The following is a 24,276-nucleotide window of genomic DNA, read 5'->3' as shown; positions in this document are numbered from 1 at the left end:
GATTAAACTTTTATTATCTCAACTAAAATGATCCTCTAGCACCTGAACTCGAACGAGGGCCTAATTTTAATATCGGCTCAATGTATTTTTTCCAAATGTCCACATTGCTGTGCATGGTTGAATGAGCTTGAATTCTTGTGCCTGTCTCTCCATCTTTCGCTCGCACATTATCTGCACCTTTAAATTTCCTTGTAAATGTAGACCCTGCCCACCACCAACTCCCTCCCATATCGCCTTGGACAATATCTCTATTATTATACATATGAATATGTTGTCCGACCTCTGTCTCCAACTTATATTCCCTAACGGGAGTCGCTACTGTAATTAATGTCTCCACTTTCATCCCTTTTTCCTCCAGAAGGTTAGCTAACATGATTGCCACATTTCCTCCATGACTATGCCCTACTAATCTAATAGGTTCGTCAGGATTCTTACTGTGCCATTCATATACTGTGTTTACAAAACCCTTAGCCGCATCAGAACGTGCACCTTTGCTATTTTCGCCTGTCCACTCTAGCGCTGTACTTGATTCATTAAACAGACCCTCCACATATTTCACAAAATCCGGAGTCCATGTAGTCGGATCTGAGAAAGTACCATGAATCAACCATACTTTATGCCCACTAGGATCCATATATATCAAAGGATTATTATGCACATACGTATACAAGTTCTGGCTCAGCGGGTTAGTAATGTCCCCTTCATACGTATCTTTCGATACGAATCTTCCCGCGTTCGGGTCATACCAGCGGGCTCGGAGATACTGCAAATCCGTCGTTTTGTCCCAGTACTCTCCAGAGTAGCGGAAGATATTCGGAACGGTCTCTTCCTCATGCTCCGGGTTGCCCCAAATGTCGTAAGTGTAGCTGTTCAGCTGGTTCCCTGCGCTATCGACCAGACCTACTACATCGCCATGACCGTTAAATTGATAATACTGGACTGCTCCGGTTGCTTGATCCACCCGGGACCATAGCCGGCCGGCTAAATCGTAGATGTAGGTGTAGGTTAAGCTTGGTGTGCCATTGCTTACGTTCGCTTCTGCAATCAGTTGCGCTTGTTCGTTATAGTAATAGCGGGTACGCTTGGTTCCTTCAGCCCGCTCGTATAGCAAGCCGTCGCCGTTATAGCTATAGCTGACTTCTGAACCTCCTTCGCCTGTTACCTTTGTTAAACGGTTGAGGCTATCGAAGGTGAATTCGGCATTCGTCATGCCCCGAACCTGCTGGCCCTCTACTTCGAGGCGATTGCCACGCTCATCGTAGACGTACTTCTTGCTGATGTCCTGCCCATTCTCCTCTTGGATTCGATTCAACGAATCATAAGCAAAGGTATCGGCAGCTCCGTCCTGGCTGCGGGAAATGATGTTCTTGTTGTCGTCGTATTGATAAGTAAACTGTAAGCCCGCAGCACGTTGTACTTCTGCATTCTCACTCATCTCGCTCATAAGAGCTGCTGAGCCGCTTCTGAGCGTTCTGCCTGCCGCCCCAGGCGCGAGCGTCATCGCCGTCAAATCATAGCCTTCATACGTGTATGAGGTGCTTAGTCCATTACTGGAAGACTGGATCTGCAGCAGTCCGTTCGCTTGGTAGTCAAAGGTCATCCGATCGACGGGCGACCCGGACCCGGCAGCAAAAGCCGCCATTCTTCCATTGCCTGAGGCATCATGGACTACATCCAGAGCGCTAACCCGGTTCATGGCATCCAATGTATACTGAGCGCCTGTCGTTTTACCGGAAGCATCCTTCAGTGTGTATCCCGTCCGCATCTGCTTGTTATAGGAATATTCGATTTGAATGCCGTCAGGATAGGCGATCTTCGTTAGCAACCCGCTTTGCGGATCATAGGTATACGTCGTATTCCCTATAGCATCGGTCATTCCCGTGCGGCGCCCCATCGCATCGTAACTATATTTTATCTGCTGGCCAGGCGCTTTGATCAGGGTAAGCAAGTTATCGCTATTATACTCGTATTCCGTAAATTGACTCGCGTGATCCAGCGACCTGATCAGGTTGCCCCGTGAATCGTAAAAGAAAGCCTCAACGAGCCGTTCCTCATTCATTTGCCGGATCAGGTTGCCTGCCTGGTTGTATTCCTTCTCCACATACGTATTATCCGGATATTGAATTTTGGTCAGATCGCCTGCCAAGCTGTACGTATAACGCGTCGAACGCTGCTCAGGATCGGTGACTGATATCATCCGTCCAAGCGCATCATATTCATATCGGGTCTGTCCGCCATTTCCGTCCGTGACGATCACCGGATGGCCTTCCAAATCGTAGACCGTCTGCTCCAGAGGAATATAAACCCCGTTTCTCGATTCCTCGAACGACAATACATTTCCAAGCAGATCCGTCTTCTCCTGATGCTTCACGCCAGCAGGGTCGGTGTAAGTCGTCGTGCGGCCAACCATATCATACTCGACTCTGTCCTGAGAACCGTCTGCAAAGATAGTGCCCGTAAGGCGATTGAAGCCGTCATAGACATAACTGGTTTTATTTCGCTCGGCGTCTATAGACTCCTTCATATTCCCTTCTTGGTCATATACGTATTGGAAAAGAGCGTCATCTACCTTCTCCTGAACGAGCAGTCCAAGCGGGTTAAATTTTTCGACGATGACGATGCCTTCCGTGCCCGTAGTCGTGACCGTGTTCAGCTCATCCTCATATCTCACCGTCTTCTTGGTCCGATCACTGTAAAGTGTTTCGATCAGGCGGCCAATTGCATCATAAGTATATGAGGTCACCGCTCCCGACGCATCTTCTGCCGATTTTATTTCACCCGCTGAAGTATATTCATAACGTTGGCTAACTTCAGTATAAAAACCATCCACGGAATGAACGACCATCGAGCGTTTTGTCGGCAAATGTTTCCCATAAGGAGATTGGTACGCATAGTTCACCGTATTCGTTCTTTTATCATCCTTAACATTAGAGGAGGCGATATTTCCATAAGCATCGTATGTGAAATCGGTTTGCGCCAATAGCTTGCCGCTTGCGCTATTCTCTCTAACGCTGGATTGCAGCACGCTCCCCTGGTTATTGTACTGATATTGCTCCACCCTTGACTGATTACTGCTGAGCTTGGTGCTGATTTTGCTTGGCAGCACCCAGTAGAACGGAGCAGCAGATACAGCATATTCATAGGTGATCTCCTGTCCCGTACTCCAATTTTCCGCCGTCACCAGTCCCTCATCATTGTATTGATAATTAACAGAAAAAGGATCTGAAGCACTGCCTCCCTGCATGTAACTTTCGGCGATCTGAACAGGAGCATTCCAGCCCTTCGTTTCATCGTAAGTGAATTGCTGCTTGTACTGCGTGCTCCCTTCTTCGCTGCGCTGCTCGCTTAAGTAATGGATATCCGGCTTGCTGCTCGATTGAAAAATTTTATTAAAAACTCGCGTATCCTTGGAACGCGAAGCTTCCATCGTCGTCGTCCAGGCTGCAGCTTCTCCGTAGCTGTTCAAATCCTCACCGGAATATCGGAATGTTACCGGGTGTAGAACTTCGTCGCCAGCCGTAGTAGAGTATGAGTCCTGGCGAGAACTGACTTTAAATACAAAGTCAGTGGCGAAATCCCCGATCTGCTTCCGTACCGGAGTGTAATCGAAGTCGGTCATCCCGGAACCCGGACGAACAATCCTGAGCAGCAGCGCAGATGATTTGACTGGCTGAAGTTCCTCCTGGTGGGTTAGCCAGGGCAAAAAATTAAATCGGGACTCCGGGTAGGAATAGTAATATTTCGTGCTGCGTCCGGCGGCGTCTTTTGCCTCGCTGAGAACCTTCTGGCCGTACTCTTCCTTTTGAAAATATTCCATTTTTCGATTCGTACCGGATTGGGTTACTGTCACTTGGTCTCCCAAATAAGAGAAGACCAATTCATTGCCGTCGCTATTGACGATTCGTGACAAAACTGTACCGTCGCCCTGCGCAGCGTAGTGAAAATATACTTTATTCCCGTAATTGTCCGCAGTCAGGATTAGATGCCCTGAAGAATTGAAAAAATATTGATTTCCATTGCGGACAGACAGCTTTATTTCGCTTGTAGAGTTTCCAACTGTTTGCGTGAGGTCTGTTGTCAATCTAAGATCGTTCCATAAGTAGCCTTCCAGCTGCATATCTTCAGACAGCTTGTAACGGCCTACTCCGGGGAAATCCAGAATCCGTGAACCGCCATAGGTATCAATATACGGAATTTCCCATCTCCATCCTCGGCCAATAGCCGTGTCCAGCTCATCCCTGCGAATGCGGGTTTCATTGATGTAGGCCCCATTCTCGAGCCTAACGCCGATTTCATCATTAGCTCTGGCACTGTCATATACACGAACCAATGGAAAGGACAGAGCTCCCGGCAGCGAGAAGTCCAAATAACGAAGCTTCATTTCCCCGGTCGCCGTAGAAATTGAATCCGTCCCATACCCTACTTCATATAAAGAGGAATCATCCTGCAAGGAATAATGCTCAACTGCCGCTTGATCATACTCCTGGGATTGGGCAGCCGCTGAAAAATCATGGACTAGCGCAGAGTAAGTATGGTTGGCGCTTACCTCCGTTTGCGGCGCAAGTAGGTCTGCTTCCTCAATCCCACGCGTTACGTCATAACGGGAAATAGCCGTCTCATAACCCGCTTTTCCCCCTTGCAAAGCCGTGTAAATTTGGTACAGCGTATAACCTTTAGACAACTGTTCATCCAGCCAATCCTCGCTGACATCAAATTGCCGGAGAATCCCGGAAACCGTCAATATACTTCCACTAGCGGACTCGACTTCAACTGCAGATATATTGCTTGGTTCCCATGCTCCATATACGACAGTTTCCAGCAGACTCGCGCTGATCAAGGTCAAGCACAGAACGAAACATATTATTCTTTTCATGATTTCACCTCAGTTTTTCTCTTAAAAGGCCTTAAACCTTAAAACGGATATATTTTCTTCGTTCTTTGCTTCAAATTGCCCTTGGAATCGTAGTCGTAAAGAAGAATATCCCCTGACGGATAAATGATTTGAGTCAGCCGTCCATCCGGTCTATATCGAAAAGACGCCTCAGGTTTGATCTCCATCAGAGCCACCATGATTTGAAATTCGAATGGCTGCGAATTTTTCTCAGTTAGCTTCAAGTAGTAGGGCTTCCCACCCTCTAAGTCGAATTCCCATACCGTGTAATCCACTCCAAATTCCTGTTCGCTATCCTCTAGCGGCAATATCGGCGTTGTCAGCTCTGGCTGATCATATAATGTCAATTCCGGCTGCTGGGAGAAGTTCCGCAATTCCTTGGTGGCGAAGCGATATTGTCCTGTTTCGGGTGCGACAAAACGGTAATAGCCGTTTTGGCCGGCTGCTTTGTACACGTATGCCACTTGCCGATGCAGAAGTTCTTCAAAGTGATACTCCTGTACGTCGACCGTTTCAAACGTCCGGTAAGGAGCCGCAAAGGTAACCGGGTTCCCGAGTGCCGTCTTCACCTGAATGGTTCCGCCAGCAGGGATCGGATAAGATACGGTCGCCTTCTCACCCTCCCTGATCACCGTCCCGTTTGAATCTAAGATCGTATAATCAAAGGAACGATTTCCCGATGTACTCGCATTTGTAGTCAACTTCGCGGCAAAGCTGCCTATATTCTTAAATCCTGCGCTCTGATTTGTGGACAATGTGCTTTTCAGTAACGCTTGCTCCAGACTTGGCACTGCCTGGAAGGATTGCCCGTACGTAAACGTGACGGATTGATCCGTTACTACCGTTACGACCACTTCTGCCCCGCCAGGAACGGAAAGGCTGCCTTGCTGATCGAACTCAGCATCCAGCGGCTCTCCATTTGCAGCGTATATAGCGTAATCAAACATAGACAGCCTGTTATTAGATGCGTCGCTGGTTAGGGTTTGCGATGATGACTGCAAATTCACAAATAAGTAGCTTTCATTTTTAGATAGGGTCACTTTGTTGACCGCAGGGTTTTCCCCAGGCACTCCCGTAAAGGACGTATAGACCCCTCCAAAGGTGATGGCCTCCGTTAATGGTGCAACTGTAATAGAATGCTCTGCAGGAACTGAGACGGGAGTGTAGCGGCTTGGATTGTCTCCCCGAATCGTTCCATCTGGCCGTCTTAGGACATATGCAAATTCCTTTGAAGAGGTTGCATCGCTGTACAAGTATTCCGACTGACCGCTAATGTTCACATAAGTATAGGAATTACCTGGCAGTACAGTAGCCCGCAGCATCGCAGGATATGCCGACGGATCGGATGTAAAAGAGTCGGTGTAAGAGAATGTTACCGGGTTCACAGATTGCCCTGTGACAATCGCATAACCTCCGGCAGGTATCAATACGCTGCCTTTTTCATCAAAACCTCCCCGGTCTACGCTTCCGTCATTGTTGTATATCGCGACGTCAAATTTTCCGCCGCTTTGAGCCGTATCACTAGTAATCGCTCTTGACCTGGATCCGATATTTGTGAACAGGTACGACTCCCCGTTATGCACGATTTGCTTGGAAATGGCCACGCCTTCCTTGTCCTTCCAATCAAACAAGCGGTATATGGCGCCAAACGTAACCGGAATATCGGACACCGCGGTCACAACGATACTGTTACCTTTTGCAACCTGCGGATTAGTATAGGTGTTAGCTCTCCTCCCTTGCTGCGTGCCATCCGGGTAGTATTCCGCCCAGTCGAAGCGGCTGCTGGAAGAAGCAATGCTGTACAAATATCTGGCAGTGGAGCTGATATTTCTAAACTCAAAGCTCTCTCCCCTGGATAGAGTCACCCTGAAGTGTGAAGGCTCATCGCTAACTTCTGCCGAGAAATCATCGGCGTACTCGAAGGTAACCGGAGCGCTGTCCCGAACCGTAAAAATGACGATAGATCCGGGAGAAAGGGTTGGTGTACCCAAAGAGTTAAAGCCTTGAGAAACATAATCTCCATTGACGTCGTATACGACGTAATCGTATCGGCCTTTCACTGCTCTAGCATCATTCTTAACGCCATTCCGCAGCGTACCGTTATTCGTGAAGATATAAGAGTCCCCTGGCGATACAGTAACCCTGCTGAGCGCCTCATCTCTGCGATTTTCTCTCATAAAGGAGCGATATGGAGCGCCGACGCGAACCGGGTTCTCCGTAACCAAAGTAATAGCTACACGTCTTCCTACCGCTACCAACGGTAAAGTGGTCGTATTCGTGCCCCTGGAAACTTCTGAGCCATCCGGCGAGTAGACGACATAATCAAATTTATCTTTGGAGGTTCCCGCATGCTCCGGACGATCGGACTTCGTCCCAACATTGGTAAACTCATGGCTTTCTCCGGGATATAATAAGAGGCTATCGTATGCCGACTCGTCCGTTTCATAACCATAGAAGCCTTCGTACGGAACGGCTACGGTAACCGGTATGTCAGAAGCTCCCGTAAGTACAATCGTATCTCCTACACTAAAAGAAGGCTTGGAATAGGCATCAAAACTTGACTTTTCTAAAGAACCATCGCTTTTATAGACGGCAAAGTCATAGCGCATCCCGTTGGAGGAAGTTGCGTCGCTTATGATGCTTCTCGCAGCAAGCGATTCGTTAGAGAATAAATAACTCTCACCACGGTGCAATGTTGTTTTAAGCAAAGCGGGAACCGGTACGTAAGAATAAGTAAGTACGTCATTAAAGGTTACCGTTACCGGGTAACCGTAATCCGCAGAAACGACAGTATATCCCCCTTTAGAGTAAACAAGCGGATTACCCGTGTACGCCATGTCATCCGACACGACCTTCCCATCCGCATTATAGGAAACATAATCAACGCGAATATTATTCGTTGACTTGGCATCTGTCGTTAAGGTCGTTGTGGTGGATGTCTCATTCGTAAACTGGACGCTTTCCCCGGGATATATGACCAAGCTAACCTTTGCAGCAGCGAGCATAAACATATAGGTGCTGTCCGTCACCGTTAGTTCTTCCGGGGACAGTGGCGTATCATCAATTTCTATAGTGTCGATATCAGGCACCCATTCATCTAAAGATGGGGAAGCGTCATTTATCCGCTGGTGACCTCGCACCTCTACAGGCAGTACTTCTCCTTCGGCAAATGTTGATACAGGCCCAAAACTTCCTAGAAGCAGCAGGACAGTCAAGGCAAGCAAAACTAATTTTCTAAGATTCAACTCATTTCCTCCATTTCCCAAATTTATGAATATGTATCATCTTTATCGGCTAACTTACATTTGATCCTGTATAGTCATAAAGTCCCTTATCTGGTTGAATTAACAAAAAAAACCACCCCCAACATCACGTTGAAGGCAGCTTTCAGCTTGTAGTTTCTATTCATTTTCCAGCCTAAGCCACGCTCATATTATCCCAGCTCGGCTGAATTGGGTCGTATATCTCGGCTTCGTGATTTTGTCGCTCACTGCCTGAATTCCTCTTACCCTTTCACAGCTCCGCCAACGATCCCCTCTACGATTTGCTTCTGCATGGCGATAAAGAATACAAACACAGGAGCAAGGGTAATGACCGTCATCGTCATGAACATGGGCCAATTGACCGCGAACTCTCCTTTAGCTTTATAAATCTCCAGAACGAGCGTTGTATTCTCCCGGGAGCTAAGGAACAGCATCGGGGACAGGAAATCGTTCCAAATCCACATCGTTTGCAGCACAGCACAGGTTACGGTAATCGGCTGCAGCAAAGGCAGGATGATCTTCCAGAATATGCCCCAGATGGAGCAGCCATCGATAATGGCTGCCTCCGACAGATCCTTCGGAATGGTCTTCATATACCCCAGGATCAGGAAGAAGACAAACACCGAGCCCCCTAAGTACATGGTCGTTAATCCATACAGCTTATCCACCAGCTTCAAGTTGGTCATCAACTGGAACAGCGGCACCAGCAGCGTCTGAAATGGAACCATGAACCCGAGCAGCAAATATCCCATAATGACCCGGTTTACGCGAGTCCGGTTATACACGATTGGATACGCTGCCATGGCTCCGATCAGCACCATCAGGATAACGGCTGTTACGGTCAGAAACAAGCTGTTGCCGAAGCTGCGCAGTATCGGCGTCTCCTCAAAGACTCTGGCATAATTCGAGAAGTTCCAGCTTGTAGGCAAGCTGACCGGCTTCGTTGCCGTCTCGAATTCGCTTTTAAATGTGTTGACGATAATAATGTAAAAAGGGAAAAAGGTGAGCAGTCCGAAAGGAAGCATAAGAACATCCAGTATCCATAATTTCCGTTTGGATCCTATCATTGCATGCGTTCCTCCCTTTTCTGCATCAGGTTGAATTGGACGAAGCCAATCACTAGCACGATAAGGAAGAAGATGACCGAAATCGCAGACGCGAGTCCGAACTGAGCTTCGGAAATCCCCCGGAGCACGATCACCTGCGTAATCGTATGCGTCTCAAAACCAGGTCCGCCGTTCGTTAATGCAAACGGGATCTCATAAACCTTCAAGCCGTTAGTGATTAAGAGCAGCACGCTCACCGTCATCGCCGGAGCCAGCAGCGGAATGGTAATGTAGCGGATCTGCTGCCACTTGTTGGCGCCATCGATCGCCGCTGCCTCGAAGAAGTCCTTGGAAATCGACTGAAGGAAGGCCAGATAAATGACTGCGTGCCAACCGGTCGTGGCCCAAACAGCGACGACAATCGTCGAAATCTTGGCCAGCACAGGATCGGATAACCATGGCTGTGCCGACATCCCGAACAGTTCGCGCAGGAATGTGTTCAGAATCCCCGACGGGATCGGCGCGAAGATAAAGCCCCAGATAAAGGCCAACAGCAGGCCGCTCGGAATGGACGGGAAGAAAAAGACCGCCCGCAGTACATTTTTGCTGAAAAAATTCTGATCCAGAACAAGCGCTAGCGGAATCGCAAGTAAAGTGACCAGCACCGTTGTTGCGACCGCAAACAATATCGTAAATGATATTCCCGATACGATCGCATTGTCGGCGAACAAGCGCACATAATTTTTCAAGCCGATAAAGTCATAGTTCGTTGAATACCCGTTAAAATTAGTCAGGCTGAGCATAAATGAGCGAATTAACGGGTAAATCGTAAACAAGGTATAGATGATCAGAATCGGAATCAGAAACACCTGGTATTGCAGCTGTCGCATAAATTTACCCAAGATTGATCTTCCTTTCAGTGAGCTAGACCTTAGTAACTCTCCATCTCAATGAATTTCTTATCAATGGCTTGAACAGCTTCCTCCGGCGTAATCTTACCTACAGCCATATCCTGGGTCGAAACCACGAATTGGTTTCTGAGCGCTTCCTGGTATCTTGGCCAAGTTACCATAGGTAAATAGATTCTGCCTTGCATCAGGCCTTCCTCATATGCGTTTTGCAGGGCAGGATGCACTTCCGCCTCGAAGCCTTTAGCCGTCATGATTAAATTCGTGCCCTCATAGAACAGCTGCAGGCCTTCTTCACTGCTCAGGTACTCCAGGAACAGCAGCGCTTCCTCTTTGTTTTTCGTCTTGCTATTCACCGCAAACCCTACGCCTGGCGCCCCGACATAGTAGCTCTGGCCCTTCTCGAATCCAGGCAGACCCATCACTCCGAAATCCAGATCCGGCACCTGCGTCAATTTATCCATCACCCACGGGCCGCTGAAGAACATCGCGACATTGCCAAGTGCAAACTCGCTTTCGACTTGATCTCCAGTCAGGCCAATCATGTCGGAGGTCAAAATTTTCGTATCGATCAAATCTCTTTTCCACACTTTAAACACTTCTGTCCATCCATCGGCAAATGTTTTTTCGCCCGCAAAGATCTTCTCGTCAAAATCAGGGTCTTGGGACAGCACCATGTTCCCATATAGAGCAGAATGGATTTGCGTCAAATCCTGCATGGTATCATAAATCGGGACAATTCCTGCCTCTTTCAGCTTCAAGCACACGGCGATGAATTCATCCCAGGTTTCAGGGAGCTCCGTAATACCTGCTTTCTCAAATAGCGCCTTATTGTAGAACCAACCGCCTACCCAGCCGTTTTGCGTAAAGGCGTAGGTTCTTCCATCCTTGCTCAGCATCGGTTTATTGCTATCGAGCATCACATCCATGAACGGATAGTCCGTCAGATCGATCGCGTGTCCGCCGTCGATAATTTCATTGCGGTTCTCGGCAGCGATCATAAAAATATCCGTCGCAGAATCCGACAGCAGCATCGTCTGCAATTTCGAAATATAGTCTTTGACTGGCGGAGCAAATTGGAAATCGAAAGAAATATGCGGGTATTTCTTCTGGAAACCTTCCAGCACCGGCTTCATTTCGGACTCATTGTTCCAGGCTAGAATGCTCAGCTTCACCTTTTGCTTGCTTTGCCCGCCCTCGGCGCCGCTGACTGCGCTTTCAGAACTGTCTTTGCCTCCGCAGGCGCTCAGCACCATCGTGACGATCATAACCATAACCAACAGCAGTGACTTCCTTTTCACGTTTAGTTCCCCCTTATTTCAACATTGTAAGCACTTACACTCATTTCAAAGCTTACTCCGGTTCCTTTCGCGGCGGAATTCATATTGTTGCGCAACTTCTTGTATTTCGTTGCACGGCTTAATGTTTCTCGCCTCGATGGAGCTGACGGTATTGCTTGGGGGACACGTCATAGTATTTTTTAAACGTCCTGCTGAAGTGACTCTCATCCACAAATCCGGTCACGGAAGCGATCACACTGTTCTTCTCCTCCGTGCGGAGCAACAATTCGGCGGCCTTCTCCATCCTAATCTGAATCACATAATTCCAATAGTTCACATTCATTTCCTGTTTGAACAGCCTGCTTAACTGAAAGCGGTCTACGCCAAACCGGTCCGCCACCATCTGCAGAGACAAATCCTCCCCATAGTTGAGGTCGACATATTGCTTCACTCTCATAACCATATCCTCCGTCAGGTTCGGGCCTTTCATGATGCTGGCGATATGATCGATTAAGCTCATAAATAAGAGCTCCAGCTCCCGGATATTACGATAGCTCCTAAGGTCATCCATGGTGATGTTATCGAGCTTCGTACTTGACCTGCCCATAGACGGAATCGACTGGGCAATGACGTATAGAAAATGAAGAACTAGAGAATAGACATCCTCCGGCGGAATCCGCGAGCTGCGGAAATAATCGAACATTTCTGCGGTCAGCTTCCTGGCAGCCTCCGGAGCGAATTCGCGGACAACCATTTCCCGATAGGCCTGCTCGTAGCTCTGAAAATGCTGCATGCCCCATGCATCGTTAAATGCTTCCTCCTGGTAAGCATTCACGGGTTCACAGGTATAGAAGCTCAGCCTGCCGGCTTCCTCGCTCTGCTCCAGCAGCTCCGGCAGCTTGTCAGCATGGCATCCGTTCATCATGCGGCTTGCTCCAATGCTCACTGCAGATTCAGGTATATGGGCTTGGATACGGGATAACGTCTCCTGGCACAGCTCCAGCAACCTGGCTTCCGGCATTGAAGCGGTTATTCCCAGCAGGCAGCTGTATTTATCCCGGCTCTTTCGGTAAACTACCGGAATCAGCGACGGCTCTGCCTGCAGCAGCCATTCCGCAAGCATCGGCTCGCTCAGGCTCTCTCCTTCGATCTGGAGGACGGCGCATTGCTGGAGCTTCAGCAAGACGCAGGCCCGCTCGACGACGACGAGGCTATTGGCATACGCAGACCTGGAGTGCACCAGCTTCCCGAATTCATGAGCCAGAACGGATTGCTGCTCTGCATGTATGGCGGATGTAAGCTCAAGAATGGTTTTCTTCAGCAATACGACATCCACGGGCTTCAGCAAATACTGATAGACATCTAGACGCAGCGCTTCCCGCGCATAGGTGAATTCATCGTGAGCGCTTACAATGACCGTTTTCGGCTTCTTTATGGAATGATCCAACTGCTGCAAGGTTTCGATCCCGCTCATAAATGGCATCTGAATGTCCAGTAAGACGATATCCGGCAGGAACTCGCCAAGCTGCTGCAGCGTTTCCCGGCCGTCATAAGCATGTTTGATTTCCGTAATCCCTAAGGCTGTCCAGTCCATCGTTTTATCCAAAAAAGTGTGCAGGGAAGTTTGGTCATCCGCTATTAGCAATTTCATGGCATGTCCCCCTCGTAAAGGCGAGCTTATTCGATCCTCGGCACAACTAAATATACGCAAGTGCCGGCATTTTTTGTGCTGCGAACCCGGATTCCGAAATCCTGCCCGAAGTTCAGCTTAATCCTGTGATTGATATTATAAAGTCCGATATTGCCGTTTTTCTCATCCGGCTTGTCCAGCTGCCGTCTCAGCCGTTTGAGCTCATCTGCCTCCATCCCTTTGCCGCTGTCACAAATGGCGATAAGCAGACCTCTCTTCACTGTGGTGACGCTGATGCGGATCGCACCCTCCCGCCGATCCTCGCCGAATCCATGCCGGATACAGTTCTCCACGACAGGCTGCAGCAATAGCTTAGGTATTCTGCACGGCAATACGCGCTGATCTGGAATGTACTCGTCGACCTGCAAGCGGTCATCGTATTTTTTATTCATAATATAAAGATAATTCCGTACGTGCTCCAGCTCCGTTCTAAGCTCCACCAGCTCACCCGACTGTCTCATCGAATAACGGAACATGTGGCTTAAGGAAAGCACGATGTGATTGGAGGACTCGATGTTACCGCATACAATTTCCGTCTGCAGCAGCTGCAGCGTATTGAACAGAAAATGAGGATTGATCTGGGCCTGCAGCGCCTTCAGCTCTTCTTCTTTCAGCGCGATCTGAGTCAAATAGTTTTGCTGAATGAGCAGGTCGATCCGGTCCATAAGCTCTTTGAACTTCATGCCGATCTGATTGATTTCGTGATACTGGTAGTTTTTATCGCGAATGTACAGCATGTCGTCCGTCCCGATTTTGTCCAGCGTCTTCAGCAGGCCCTGCATCGGCCGGGAAATGCGAAAGGTGACCGCCAGGCTGATCAGCACATTTAGAATCAGGCACAGGTAAAGAATTCGCGCCAGGTTCGACTTTAGCGGGGCCGATTGGCTCGTGATTTCACTCATCGGCACGGCGGAGATCATCATCCAGCCTTCAACCGCCGTTGGCTGATAAATAATCAAATGCTCCTCCCCGTACAATGGCGTGCGGAAATTGCCCGACTTCTGTTCGTATATCTCGTCGATTCCGTCAATGTCCATGATCTGGCCGATTTCTTCGTTGTTCTGGTGAACGATGATTCTCCTATTCTCGTCGATCAGAAAGATGCTCCCTTTGTTCTGATAGTTGTTGCGCTCGAACATGCTGTTTACTTTCTGCAAATCCAGGTTGGCAATGACCGAGCCGATGACCTCGCGGCGAAAGCCTTTGACCTGCATCGCTACGGACAAGGTAGGACGTCCATATCGAGAAATGTCTGAGCTCAAATAATAATCCTGATGATGTATGCCCAGGCTAAAAAAATAATCTCCTTGCCGGGGCTGAAAGGATTCCTGTGCCCACGGCTGCGCCCCGAAGGAATATTCCCACCAAAGCGAGCTCCGCCCGTTCAAATTGTTGATATACCCGTTTTTTCCCAGAATGAGAACATCGCTGATTAACGACTGATACGTATTGATGCTCTGCGTAATTTCGGAAATATTTCGTTCATGCTGCAGCAAATAGGCCATGTCAGGCACTTCAGCATGCCGCATGATTGCGCCGACGGATTGATTGCTTGCCAGCACGAGCAGCGAACGCTTCGTCTCCTCCAGGTTGAAGCTTAAGCCTTGAGCAGCCTGCTCCATCACCTTGTTGCTTGACCGGATCACCTCTTCCGTAATCATCCGGGTCGAATCGCGAATGGATAACATCCCAAGCAGCACGAGCAGCAGCAGGTTACCGAGCAAATAGTAAACGAGGAATGTCCGATAAATCGTTTTTTGCAGCATGAAACGGCGTAAAAATCGCAGTATTCTGTTCATACATAGCTCCCTCAATAGCTGATCATTCTCCCTATTCATCCTAATGCATTTTAGCAAAAGAACAAAGCAGATGGATAGACTCCCCTCATTTTTGCCCCAAAAAAAGAAGCGTTGATAGATTGCCATCAACGCTTCTGAGCCTGCCTATTCCACGCTCAAATTGTCCCAGTTCTGCTGGAACTGCTCGTACATCTCGGGTTTCGTGATTTTGCCGCCGATGTAGGCCTGAATGCTGCTGGCGAATTCGCCCGACATGCCGCTTGGGAACCGGAACCAGTTCCAGGTCAGCGCTTGGCCTGCATCGGTGTATTTCAGCACCTCGATGCCGAGCGCCCCGAGATCCTCTTCTTTGCCTTCGATGCTGTCAAAGGCCGGAATGAACTGAAATTCCTCGGTAATATACCTCCTACCTGTCTCGGAGGAAACCAGCCAATTGAGGAAGGTCTTCGCTTCCTCTTTGACAGGAGAATTCTTGTTGATGACCCAGTTGTTCGGCACCCCGGCGAACAGTACGTCATTATCCTCGGACGTATCGTCGATCGGCATGGGCAGTAGGCCTAGGTCAAGATCCGGATCGATCCCATCGAGCTGCCCCTGCGTCCAGTTGCCCTGCTGCATCATCGCGGCCTGGCCGCTGGCAAACAGGATCACCTGGGTGTTGTAATCCGTGGTGAGCGGGTTAGGATTGCTGTATTCCAGCGTCAGCTCCAAGAGATCGGACCACTGCTGTACGACCGGGTCAGCCGCGAACTTCGCCGACCCTTCGTTTAACTGCTGGATGAATGCCGCAGGGTCTTGCTGACAGGCAAATGCGGCATTAATGTTATGCGCTGTCTCCATCACATCTCCACCTCCTTGCGCTTTGTGGCCCATACTTGAAGCATGGAGATGACCGCCACAATAAGGAAGAACAGGATCGCTTTCGCGGAGCCCATGCCGAACCGGCTGATGTTGAAGGCTTCATTATTAAACTGCCAGATAAAACCGAGCAGCAAGTAGGCGAGGATAAATGCTGTAATGTTCGTTAGAAGGAGGCTGCTATTCCAATGCTGCCCGCACCTATGCGGATGTCTCGCCCGCCTGCCCTTTGCCCTGTCTCCGGTGATGCAGCGCATAGTACAGCAAGGTGGTGAAAGCGACAACCATCGCACCGACGAAATACATCGTGCCGTAGCTGGTCAACGCGGCTACCACGCCAAGGACATAGGAACCCACGCCATAGCCTGCGTCAAAAAAGACAAAGTAGGTGCTCGTAGCCAGCCCGCTGCGCTGGATCGGCGCCGACTTGATCGCAACCGCCTGAAAACTGGGCAACAAAGCGCCGTACCCGAGACCGATTACGCCGCCAGCCGCAAGGAAGGCAAAGGTGCTATCGGCCTGACTGAGCCAGATCATGCCGACAACGAAGAAGAGCAGGCCTGGATATACCAGCACATGCTCGCCTCTACGGTCGAACAATCTCCCGGTGAAAGGCCGAGAAATGAGAATAAGGGCAGCGAACACGATAAAGAAATAGCTGGCGAATGGCTCCATCCCCAGGCTTTTGGCATAAACCGAAATGAACGTAGAAATCGCGCCGTAGGAGAAAGCGAGCATAAAGCCGGAAATGGAAATCGGAATCGCCTTCGTCTCGATGAAGTTGCTCCAATGCCAGGATGAGGCAGCGCCAGACTTCTTGGGTTCCGGCTCGCCAGGGATTTGCAGCAGCAGACCGCAGGCCAAAGAGAGCGCCGAGAATATAAGACACATGATGAATAGCAAGGGGAAACTAAAGTGGGTAATGATGGTCAGTCCAAGAAACGGCCCGAAGACCATCGCCAGGCTCATGAAGAGCGTAAAGTAGCCGATCCCCTCTCCTTTGCGCTTCTCCGGGATAAGCTTGACTGCAATCGCCGAGGTGGTCGTCGCCGCAACGCCAAAGGCCGCCCCGTGAATGACGCGCAGGACGAGCAGTGGCGCAAAGCCGTGCACAATCAAATATAAGGCGCTGCAGACCGCAAACAGAATGAGTGAGACATTCATGATTTTGCGGTTGTCCAGCTCATTCAGCCACTTGCCGGCTAACGGGCGGAAAATGACCGCCGCGATAACGAACACTGTTGTTACGAGGCCGATTCCCTTCTGGCTGCCATGCAGCGATTCCAGCACAAAGGTCGGCAGCGTTACCGCCAAAATATAAAAGGTCATAAACACAAAAAAACTGCTGAAGCAAATCAGCAAGAAGTTCTTATTCCATAAGCTGGTTTCTCTCAAATCGTATTCCTGCTTTCTATGTTGAATTTGGAGAATAGACGCTCCGCAGGGTCTATAGACGTTCATTTATTTTTTGAAAAACCTGGCGCAGCAGCGCAAGCTCTTCTACGGTCAAATCCTTTAAGTACGACTGCGTAAACTCTGCCTCGATCGGCAGAAGCTTCTGACTTAAGCTTCTACCGCTCTCTGTGACATGGATCAGATAGGATCGCCGATCCTCCTTGTTGGCTCCTCTGCGTATGAATTCCTTCCTCTCCAATTGGTCAAGAATACGAGTGACGTTGGTTGGGTCTTTCTCGGTGCGCCGGGACAGCTCTGCTTGCGTGATGCCTTCTTCCTCCGCCAGTGTCTGCAGCACGCCCCACTGCTCGGATGTGATGCCAAATTCATGGAATCTCTGGGTTAAATGCTGGGTGATTTTACGTCCGGTGTTCGTAATGATATAGCCAAGGGAATCCTTGATCCGCAACGCTGAACGCCTCCTCGCGCGATTAATTGTATGTATAACAATTATAGATATAGCAACTATATATTGTCAATCCTATGCATAATTTGCATCTGGACGAATCAGAATAACGTTGTCTTTCCAACTGAATCCAAAGGAGTGTTATGCATGCGTGAAGGTCTGATTCCTACTGTTCTTGGAGCCGTAGTATCCGCTTCAGCCGTCTCACTGCTTCGGAGCAAGTATAAGCTTGCCGCCACCGGCGCTCTTGGCTTTGGCCTGGCCCACATCGTGCTCGGAGCCATCGACCTCGTCGAGCATCGGTAGCTGATCAGGAAAGATCGCCCGGGGAGTAAACCTTCCCGGGTTTTAGTTTTCGCTCCTTTCGATGGGCTAACGCCCATACGGCGAACTAGTCATTCGCATAGAATGCCGTATCATTTGAAATGGGAGTGAATCACTTGAATCATTATTATCCAATGCATCATCATCATCACATGCCACATCACGGGGGTCATGGGCATCATCATCCTCTGGCGGTAACTCTGGTCGACCCGTGCGTAGTCGATGCACTGAAAGCCAATATCGGCAACTATGTAGTGCTGGAGACGACCCGCGGAGGAATCGACGGCTGTATAGCAGACGTCAAACCGGATCATGTCGTGCTGGATGCACGCGGTAAAAAATTCTTGGTTCGTATCTGCGAAATCGTCTGGATTATGCCCAAATAACAGGGATAAAGAAAGGGATACTTGGAAGGCTGCGACTTCGCAGTCTTCTTTGCTATTACAAACGTCCTTTACAAACAACGTCTGCCGTGCTAATATAGACCCTGATTTAAATATTCAAAATTTCAGATATATGAATATATGAAACCAAGGAGATATTTTTCGATATGGACAAAGGCATACAGCAGTTCAAGGCCGATTTTTTTAAGGCGCTTGCTCACCCGATGAGAATCCGCATTTTGGAAATACTGAGCCAGGGAGCACGCAACGTGAACGAGCTACAGACGATGCTGGAATCGGAAGGCTCGGCGGTATCTCAGCAGTTGGCCGTGCTCCGCGCCAAGAACCTGGTTAACACGGTTAAGGAAGGAACCACCGTCATTTACTCGCTTCGCGATCCGTTGATCAGCGACCTGCTCGCGGTAGCCAGGCAAATATTCAATAACCATTTAGTAGAATCCATCTCTCTGCTGGAGGATATCCATAAACAAATTTAACTCATTAGAAAAGAAGGGCAAAGAAAATGAACTGGATAGGACGATTTAATGGTTACTCGGCACATGCGTTTCGCAAGGATTTAGTATCGGGCTGTATCGTCGGAATTGTCGCCATTCCTTTAGGGATGGCTTTTGCCATTGCTTCGGGGGTCAAGCCCGAGTATGGGCTGTACACGACGATCATTGCGGGAATTCTGATTTCCCTGCTCGGCGGATCTAAATTTCAAATCGGCGGTCCGACCGGAGCATTCATTCCGATTCTGCTGGCAATCGTGATGCAGTACGGATACGAAAATCTGTTAATCGCTGGATTTCTTGCAGGCGTATTCCTTGTCCTGATAGGGCTGCTCCGGCTAGGATCGCTAATTAAGTTCATTCCAAAGCCGGTCACCATCGGGTTTACCTCCGGGATCGCCGTCATTATTTTCAGTGGACAAATCGCTAATTTTCTCGGGCTTCAAGGCGTAGAGCGTCATGAGTATTTTTTCTATAACATGAAGGAATTATTCTTGCGGATATCCTCTTTGAACGGATACAGCGTACTCATTGCCGGCATATGCTTGGCTTGTCTTATTCTGACTCCTAAATTTCTGCCGAAGGTTCCCGGCTCTCTCGTAGGTATCATTATCTCCACCTTGATTGCTGCCTGGCTGTTTCCCGGCAAAGTAACGACGATTGGCTCCGCCTATGGGCCTATTCCTGCAGGCTTGCCGAACTTTGCTCCGCTCGATTTCACTTGGGATCGCATCCTCCTGATGCTGCAGCCCGCTTTGATCATCGCTATGCTGGGGAGCATTGAATCGCTGTTGTCCGCCGTCGTCGCCGATGAAATGACCGGAACCCGGCATAACAGCAACCGGGAATTGATCGGTCAAGGGGTAGCCAATATGGCGGCGCCGCTATTCGGAGGCATCCCCGCTACTGGCGCAATTGCCCGGACAGCAACGAACATCAAGAACGGTGCGGCTTCCCCGCTATCCGGGGTCATTCATGGTATCGTCGTTCTGCTGATCGTTGTCTTGTTCGCGCCTTACGCTTCCAGCATTCCGCTGGCCAGCATGGCTCCTATATTAATGGTCGTAGCCTGGAACATGAGCGAATACAAGAACTTTACCCATATGCTCAAAATGCGGACAGGGGATTCGCTGATCCTGCTCGTTACTTTTGTGCTGACGGTATTTACGACCTTGACAGTCGCTGTTCAAGCGGGACTGGCCCTGGCGGTCATTCTATTCATCAAGCGGATGAGCGGTATGGCTACGGTGAATAAAATGCTGCCTGACCACACCTCGGGCAAAGAGAAGGTGCAGGCGCATGTGGTAGCCGAAGAGAGAAATTGTCCACAACTCGGCATTTATACCGTCGAAGGAACGCTTTTCTTCGGGGCCACCCATGTCCTGGAGAAATTGGAGGAGAAGCTGCTCGGTGACCCCGACCTGCGGGTTGTGCTGCTGCGTATGGGCAGAGTCCCCTTCATGGACACCACGGGGGAGACCAATTTTATCAGCCTGATTCAGCGTCTGATGCAGCGCGGGGTTGTTGTCATCGTTTCCGGGATGAAGCCGCAGCCCCAAGAGCTTCTTGTTAAGACAGGCGGCTATGAGATGATCGGAGAGGACCGTTTCTTCGAGCATACGGGAGAGGCGCTGAATTATGCCCTGGAACATCTGCAGTTCCATAAATGCCTCGGCTGTAAGCAGTTCGCCTTTCGGGAATGCACCACGCTCAGCAGCACCGGCAGCCTGCGCCAGCATATTTCTTGAACTAAAAAGACAAAGCCTCGGTCGTTTTAACCGAGGCTTTGTTATTATCTCCTTAGTAAGCCGTCCAGCCAGCGTCAGCCGAGATCACCGTACCGTTTACGAAGCTGGAATCCTCAGAAGCAAGGAACAAAGCTACCTTGGCAATTTCCTCGGCTTTTCCCGTACGCGGATTGATGGGCATGCCAAGCTGCTGCCTTGAAGCTCCAAATTGATTGATGCCGGTCATCGAAGCGCCGATATTCGTTTCTACTCCGCCTGGAGCAATCGCGTTGCAGCGAATCCCTTGCGTTGCGTACATGAAGCCCGTATTTTTGGTAAACCCAATGACCGCATGCTTGGAGGCCGTATACGCTACCCCTGCCCGCGCTCCCTGCAGCCCGCCAACCGAAGCCACGTTGACGATGACTCCCTTCCGCTTTTCAAGGAAAACCGGCAGCACCTTACGAGTCGAGCGCATGACGCTAGTTGTGTTTACGGCAAAAATCCGGTCCCACTGCTCGTCTGTTACATCGCCTGCGGGCTCCATATTGTCCATAATTCCCGCATTATTAACCAGTACATCGACCGTTCCATAGGTTTTGACCGTAGTATCGACCAGATTTTGAATATCCTCTTCCACAGCAACATTCGTTTTAATCGCAAAAGCGGTCCCGCCCTGTGAAGTAATTTCTTCGACCGTAGCGTTTGCCCCATCTAAATTCAAATCAGACACGGCCACTTTCGCGCCCTCTTTCGCGAATAGCAATGCGATTTGTTTTCCCATCCCCGACGCTGCCCCGGTTACGATCGCTACTTGATTCTGAAGCTTCACCATAATCCCTCCCGAATGTTCATACCCTGATAGATTGCGACTATAGCTGCGGCAATATTCATGATTTCGTTTCGATTAATGGTATTTCTATGTCACGGGCGGAATCAAAATATCGATAAAATCCCGGGTTTAGCTCCAATGTTTCCGATATATTCAGATTTTCGTACCGTTCAACTTTTTTGCCCGAGCCGTTCGGGCCGGAAGCAGCCATTTTAGGATAGATTTCTTCCCCTGCTGTACGCAGCATCGTCTGGCTGATTCCTTTAAATTGAGGGTCGTCCGATTTCGATTCCACAATAAGATCTTTACCGTCCATATAATATGTGAATTGAACATGGAAATCCTCGACTTTTATCTCCACATACTGCTTTTCCTTGTTCGGTTGAGGCAGCCTAACCCAGTTCCGGGATGTATCACGCTTTGTAACGACCGCATCCTGAAGAATCAATTTTAGCGAAGCGTCAGACCAATCTTTATACCACTCTGGCGAATTGAATTGGTAAACATGCTGATAATTGTTCGGATCGTCCCCCAGAAGATTGAAGCTGCCGTCGATTTCTTTGCCGTCCACCATAAGCCGAACCGAGTCATACCAAACCGAGCCCTCTTTCATACGGTCCATCGACTGATCTTCCTGATAAGCGATTCTAATTTCCAACGGCGTAATCACTAACTGCTGCAAAGTTTTTCCTGTTATGCGTTCAAATTCAGCATTGTTTAGGAGCTTGCGGGATAAGAGAGCCTCCGCCGCCTTCTTGCCATCCGCCTCAAAATCAATTTGCCAGCTGCCCTGGACTCGGCTCGCCTCGCGCAAATAGCTGAAATCGAACTCCGCTTCTGCCCATTCCTGCTCAGAAAGCTCAAACTCCTGCTGGATCAGTAATCCGGAACCCTCATGAGGAAGAATCGTCCGTACGCCCTGGTCAGCTCCTCCCTTGTTGGTTTTAAGAATCAGATGCGGATCCCAGCGCTCCGCGTTCGCTTCAGAAGCCTTAACATTGTAGCGGACAATGAATTGTCCATCCGATCGCTGTACTGATTCGAAGCCGAGACTTGGATAACGACTTGTATCCGTAACAATTGTCTGTCCCGTCTGAGGGATGGCTTTTAGAGGAACCTCTGCATATTGATAAAAAACGAGATTATCAGCCGATAGCACATATTGTTTTCGCCCTTTTAGCTCATTCGGCGCTTCATAAATGCCAAGCAGTTTGCCGCTTTGCTCATCATATTGGAGATGGCCCTGCAGCGGCACCTCTTTGCCGGAGGCCTCAGCAAGTTGGATATGTTCAAATCCAACCGTATCGAATACCGTACCATTTGGATCTGGATCCATCGAAACAAGAAGCTTCATTTTTTTATCGTCCGCCACGACGCCATGAAGGCCCATGGTTACCCCTTCGCTTAGCGCCTGCTTGTCATATTGCTGGCCATACCCCTGGTTTAAAGCTGCCGTTATGCTTTTCCCGCCGCTTAAACCGTCCCAACTGAGCGCCACGCTTGCAAACACGGGCACCCCAATGATCAGGAAACAACTAGCCATGACGGCTGCAGAAATCCATTGCTTCCTTGATCTCCCTGAGCTATTCGGCGTTTGCTCCAATTTCCGTTTGTAAACTTCCTGCTCGATCCCCGTCCACATCGCATCGTAATTCGGCCGCGGTTCTTCCTGCAAATGCTGCTTTATTTGGCGTTCACGGAATTGCTCCATTCCAAATCCTCTCCTTTTCTCTTTTGCTTTTCAATCGGCCCCAGCTTGTTTCGCAGCAATCCCAATCCCCGATTGAGTCTGGATTTGACGGTTCCTTCCGGGATTTCGATCACCTTGGAGATTTCCGGGACCGTCAGCTCGTTGGCAAAACGCAGAATGACGACGATTCGGATTTTATCCGGCAGACTGCTGATCAGCCCATGGAAGGCTGTCCTGGTTTCCCGTTGATCATAGCTCTCTTCGACGGGATTGAAGATTTGCGGACGGGAGAGAATATATGCTAACGTTTCTTTGGTCCAGCCTTTCCTGCGTCTTCTTAGCAGACTGTTGCACTCGTTTGCGGCTATTCTGAGGAGCCATGGCCTGAGCTCGCGAATTTGCGACCTGTCCGCAAGGATCGCTTTCACGAAAACTTCCTGGCAAACATCCTCAGCATCCCCGCGATTTTGCAGCATGTAGTAGCAGAGACGATACACTTGTTCCTTGAAAGCCTCAAACAGCTCGCGGTCATTCACCTTCATACACACCTCCTTGCTTAGCTTTCGATAACTATGACTGTTATGAGACCCAAATCGTTCATTATATCGCCCATTTGATTTCATTTTTCAAATATTTTGAAATATCCTGTCCACCAAAAATATAGTATAATGGACTAGAAACAAACGTTCTCTATTTTTTCTGAAAAGATGGGGATAAAAATTAGTGAGGTGCGAGCTCATGATTGACCAGAAGCTAGATCTCATCTTAGGTGAACTTAAGGAAATCAAAGCAGTACAAGCCAGCCAAGCCGAGCAGCTAAAAAGCCAAAGCAAGCAGCTCAAGGAAATTCGAGGAAAGCTCAATGAGCACGACCAACAATTCAAAGAAATCCGAGGACAGTTACAAAGCCACAATGAGCAACTAAACAGTCATGGCGAGCACATTCAACAATTAATTCATATCGTTGCTGCCACAAATACAAAGGTAGAAGAACTAACGGATCACATGAATCAAGTCCGTGAGGATGTATCTGTACTTAAAACTAACCAGCAAACCGTTCTCCAAACCCAGCAGGAGCATGAGAAATTACTCGAAAGATTGTCCATCCGCTCCGTTTCACATGAAGCCGATATTGCCGAACTGAGACGAGCTAAATAAATTTGCTAATGCTTCGAATATATTTCCTTAAACGCAACAAAGCCCCGGTCAGCT

18 protein-coding genes and 1 pseudogene are annotated in these 24,276 nt (G+C 49.2%); 5 read left to right on the top strand and 14 right to left on the bottom strand.

The window, feature by feature from the left end; genetic code table 11:
* Positions 1–22: 22 nt before the first annotated feature.
* The 11 genes and pseudogenes from QNH46_RS03500 to QNH46_RS03450 form a co-directional block, all read right to left on the bottom strand.
* Positions 23–4,873, bottom strand: coding sequence for an RHS repeat-associated core domain-containing protein (locus QNH46_RS03500; RefSeq protein ID WP_283926944.1), 4,851 nt, complete (start codon positions 4,871–4,873; stop codon positions 23–25).
* Between the two features lie 38 nt (positions 4,874–4,911).
* Positions 4,912–8,136 (bottom strand): RHS repeat domain-containing protein, encoded by a 3,225-nt coding sequence (locus QNH46_RS03495; protein WP_283926943.1) that lies wholly within the window; start codon positions 8,134–8,136, stop codon positions 4,912–4,914.
* A 260-nt stretch (positions 8,137–8,396) separates the two neighbouring features.
* Positions 8,397–9,221, bottom strand: coding sequence for a carbohydrate ABC transporter permease (locus QNH46_RS03490; protein ID WP_155611830.1), 825 nt, complete (start codon positions 9,219–9,221; stop codon positions 8,397–8,399).
* Positions 9,218–10,102, bottom strand: a complete 885-nt coding sequence (locus tag QNH46_RS03485; RefSeq protein WP_283926942.1) for a carbohydrate ABC transporter permease — start codon at positions 10,100–10,102, stop codon at positions 9,218–9,220. Before QNH46_RS03485 ends, QNH46_RS03490 begins: the two co-directional genes overlap by 4 nt.
* A gap of 29 nt (positions 10,103–10,131) precedes the next feature.
* Positions 10,132–11,409 (bottom strand): ABC transporter substrate-binding protein, encoded by a 1,278-nt coding sequence (locus tag QNH46_RS03480; RefSeq protein WP_283926941.1) that lies wholly within the window; start codon positions 11,407–11,409, stop codon positions 10,132–10,134.
* A gap of 118 nt (positions 11,410–11,527) precedes the next feature.
* Positions 11,528–13,039, bottom strand: a complete 1,512-nt coding sequence (locus QNH46_RS03475) for a response regulator transcription factor (RefSeq protein WP_283926940.1) — start codon at positions 13,037–13,039, stop codon at positions 11,528–11,530.
* A 26-nt stretch (positions 13,040–13,065) separates the two neighbouring features.
* Positions 13,066–14,877 (bottom strand): cache domain-containing sensor histidine kinase, encoded by a 1,812-nt coding sequence (locus QNH46_RS03470; RefSeq protein ID WP_283926939.1) that lies wholly within the window; start codon positions 14,875–14,877, stop codon positions 13,066–13,068.
* A gap of 144 nt (positions 14,878–15,021) precedes the next feature.
* Positions 15,022–15,717, bottom strand: coding sequence for an ABC transporter substrate-binding protein (locus tag QNH46_RS03465; RefSeq protein WP_283926938.1), 696 nt, complete (start codon positions 15,715–15,717; stop codon positions 15,022–15,024).
* Positions 15,717–15,842, bottom strand: a pseudogene (locus tag QNH46_RS03460) (sugar ABC transporter permease); the annotation flags it as partial. The pseudogene QNH46_RS03460 and the gene QNH46_RS03465, both read right to left, overlap by 1 nt.
* A 94-nt stretch (positions 15,843–15,936) precedes the next feature.
* Positions 15,937–17,130, bottom strand: coding sequence for an MFS transporter (locus QNH46_RS03455; RefSeq protein ID WP_283926937.1), 1,194 nt, complete (start codon positions 17,128–17,130; stop codon positions 15,937–15,939).
* Positions 17,131–17,182: 52 nt separating this feature from the next.
* On the bottom strand, positions 17,183–17,599 hold the full coding sequence (locus QNH46_RS03450) for a MarR family winged helix-turn-helix transcriptional regulator (protein WP_283926936.1): 417 nt from the start codon (positions 17,597–17,599) through the stop codon (positions 17,183–17,185).
* Between the two features lie 144 nt (positions 17,600–17,743).
* On the opposite strand from QNH46_RS03450, the gene QNH46_RS03445 reads away from it, so the two are divergent.
* From QNH46_RS03445 to QNH46_RS03430, 4 genes are all read left to right on the top strand, one after another.
* A complete protein-coding gene (locus QNH46_RS03445; protein ID WP_213595121.1) occupies positions 17,744–17,902 on the top strand; it encodes an asparagine synthase in 159 nt (52 codons plus the stop codon).
* 170 nt (positions 17,903–18,072) lie between these two features.
* Positions 18,073–18,306 carry a DUF2642 domain-containing protein gene (locus QNH46_RS03440; protein ID WP_283926935.1) on the top strand — a complete coding sequence of 78 codons (234 nt, stop codon included), beginning with the start codon at positions 18,073–18,075 and terminating at the stop codon, positions 18,304–18,306.
* Positions 18,307–18,470: 164 nt separating this feature from the next.
* A complete protein-coding gene (locus QNH46_RS03435; protein ID WP_283926934.1) occupies positions 18,471–18,800 on the top strand; it encodes an ArsR/SmtB family transcription factor in 330 nt (109 codons plus the stop codon).
* A gap of 26 nt (positions 18,801–18,826) precedes the next feature.
* Positions 18,827–20,563 (top strand): SulP family inorganic anion transporter, encoded by a 1,737-nt coding sequence (locus QNH46_RS03430; protein ID WP_283926933.1) that lies wholly within the window; start codon positions 18,827–18,829, stop codon positions 20,561–20,563.
* 52 nt (positions 20,564–20,615) lie between these two features.
* On the opposite strand, the gene QNH46_RS03425 is transcribed toward QNH46_RS03430, so the two are convergent.
* Genes QNH46_RS03425 through QNH46_RS03415 form a run of 3 tightly spaced genes read right to left on the bottom strand, consistent with a single transcriptional unit; the run spans position 20,616 to position 23,606 of the window.
* On the bottom strand, positions 20,616–21,374 hold the full coding sequence (locus QNH46_RS03425) for an SDR family oxidoreductase (protein ID WP_283926932.1): 759 nt from the start codon (positions 21,372–21,374) through the stop codon (positions 20,616–20,618).
* Between the two features lie 58 nt (positions 21,375–21,432).
* The gene (locus QNH46_RS03420; RefSeq protein WP_283926931.1) at positions 21,433–23,085 is read right to left on the bottom strand and encodes a DUF4179 domain-containing protein; all 1,653 of its coding nucleotides are present in this window, start codon (positions 23,083–23,085) and stop codon (positions 21,433–21,435) included.
* The gene (locus QNH46_RS03415; RefSeq protein ID WP_283926930.1) at positions 23,058–23,606 is read right to left on the bottom strand and encodes an RNA polymerase sigma factor; all 549 of its coding nucleotides are present in this window, start codon (positions 23,604–23,606) and stop codon (positions 23,058–23,060) included. Before QNH46_RS03415 ends, QNH46_RS03420 begins: the two co-directional genes overlap by 28 nt.
* Positions 23,607–23,802: 196 nt before the next feature.
* Here QNH46_RS03415 and QNH46_RS03410 point away from each other — a divergent pair, with 196 nt between their 5' ends.
* On the top strand, positions 23,803–24,222 hold the full coding sequence (locus QNH46_RS03410) for a hypothetical protein (RefSeq protein WP_283926929.1): 420 nt from the start codon (positions 23,803–23,805) through the stop codon (positions 24,220–24,222).
* Positions 24,223–24,276: the final 54 nt, after the last annotated feature.

Source organism: Paenibacillus woosongensis (genome assembly GCF_030122845.1).
Lineage (GTDB): Bacteria > Bacillota > Bacilli > Paenibacillales > Paenibacillaceae > Fontibacillus > Fontibacillus woosongensis_A.
Note: the sequence above shows the minus strand (reverse complement) of the source record. Positions and strands in the feature narration are given on the sequence as shown.

What these genes read in the sequence shown, in the direction of transcription:
- QNH46_RS03500 (WP_283926944.1), bottom strand. Translation starts at nt 4,873, where the DNA reads ATGAAAAGAATAATATGTTTCGTTCTGTGCTTGACCTTGATCAGCGCG.
- QNH46_RS03490 (WP_155611830.1), bottom strand. Translation starts at nt 9,221, where the DNA reads ATGATAGGATCCAAACGGAAATTATGGATACTGGATGTTCTTATGCTT.
- QNH46_RS03475 (WP_283926940.1), bottom strand. Translation starts at nt 13,039, where the DNA reads ATGAAATTGCTAATAGCGGATGACCAAACTTCCCTGCACACTTTTTTG.
- QNH46_RS03470 (WP_283926939.1), bottom strand. Translation starts at nt 14,877, where the DNA reads ATGAACAGAATACTGCGATTTTTACGCCGTTTCATGCTGCAAAAAACG.
- QNH46_RS03465 (WP_283926938.1), bottom strand. Translation starts at nt 15,717, where the DNA reads ATGGAGACAGCGCATAACATTAATGCCGCATTTGCCTGTCAGCAAGAC.
- QNH46_RS03445 (WP_213595121.1), top strand. Translation starts at nt 17,744, where the DNA reads ATGCGTGAAGGTCTGATTCCTACTGTTCTTGGAGCCGTAGTATCCGCT.
- QNH46_RS03440 (WP_283926935.1), top strand. Translation starts at nt 18,073, where the DNA reads ATGCCACATCACGGGGGTCATGGGCATCATCATCCTCTGGCGGTAACT.
- QNH46_RS03435 (WP_283926934.1), top strand. Translation starts at nt 18,471, where the DNA reads ATGGACAAAGGCATACAGCAGTTCAAGGCCGATTTTTTTAAGGCGCTT.
- QNH46_RS03430 (WP_283926933.1), top strand. Translation starts at nt 18,827, where the DNA reads ATGAACTGGATAGGACGATTTAATGGTTACTCGGCACATGCGTTTCGC.
- QNH46_RS03420 (WP_283926931.1), bottom strand. Translation starts at nt 23,085, where the DNA reads ATGGAGCAATTCCGTGAACGCCAAATAAAGCAGCATTTGCAGGAAGAA.
- QNH46_RS03415 (WP_283926930.1), bottom strand. Translation starts at nt 23,606, where the DNA reads ATGAAGGTGAATGACCGCGAGCTGTTTGAGGCTTTCAAGGAACAAGTG.
- QNH46_RS03410 (WP_283926929.1), top strand. Translation starts at nt 23,803, where the DNA reads ATGATTGACCAGAAGCTAGATCTCATCTTAGGTGAACTTAAGGAAATC.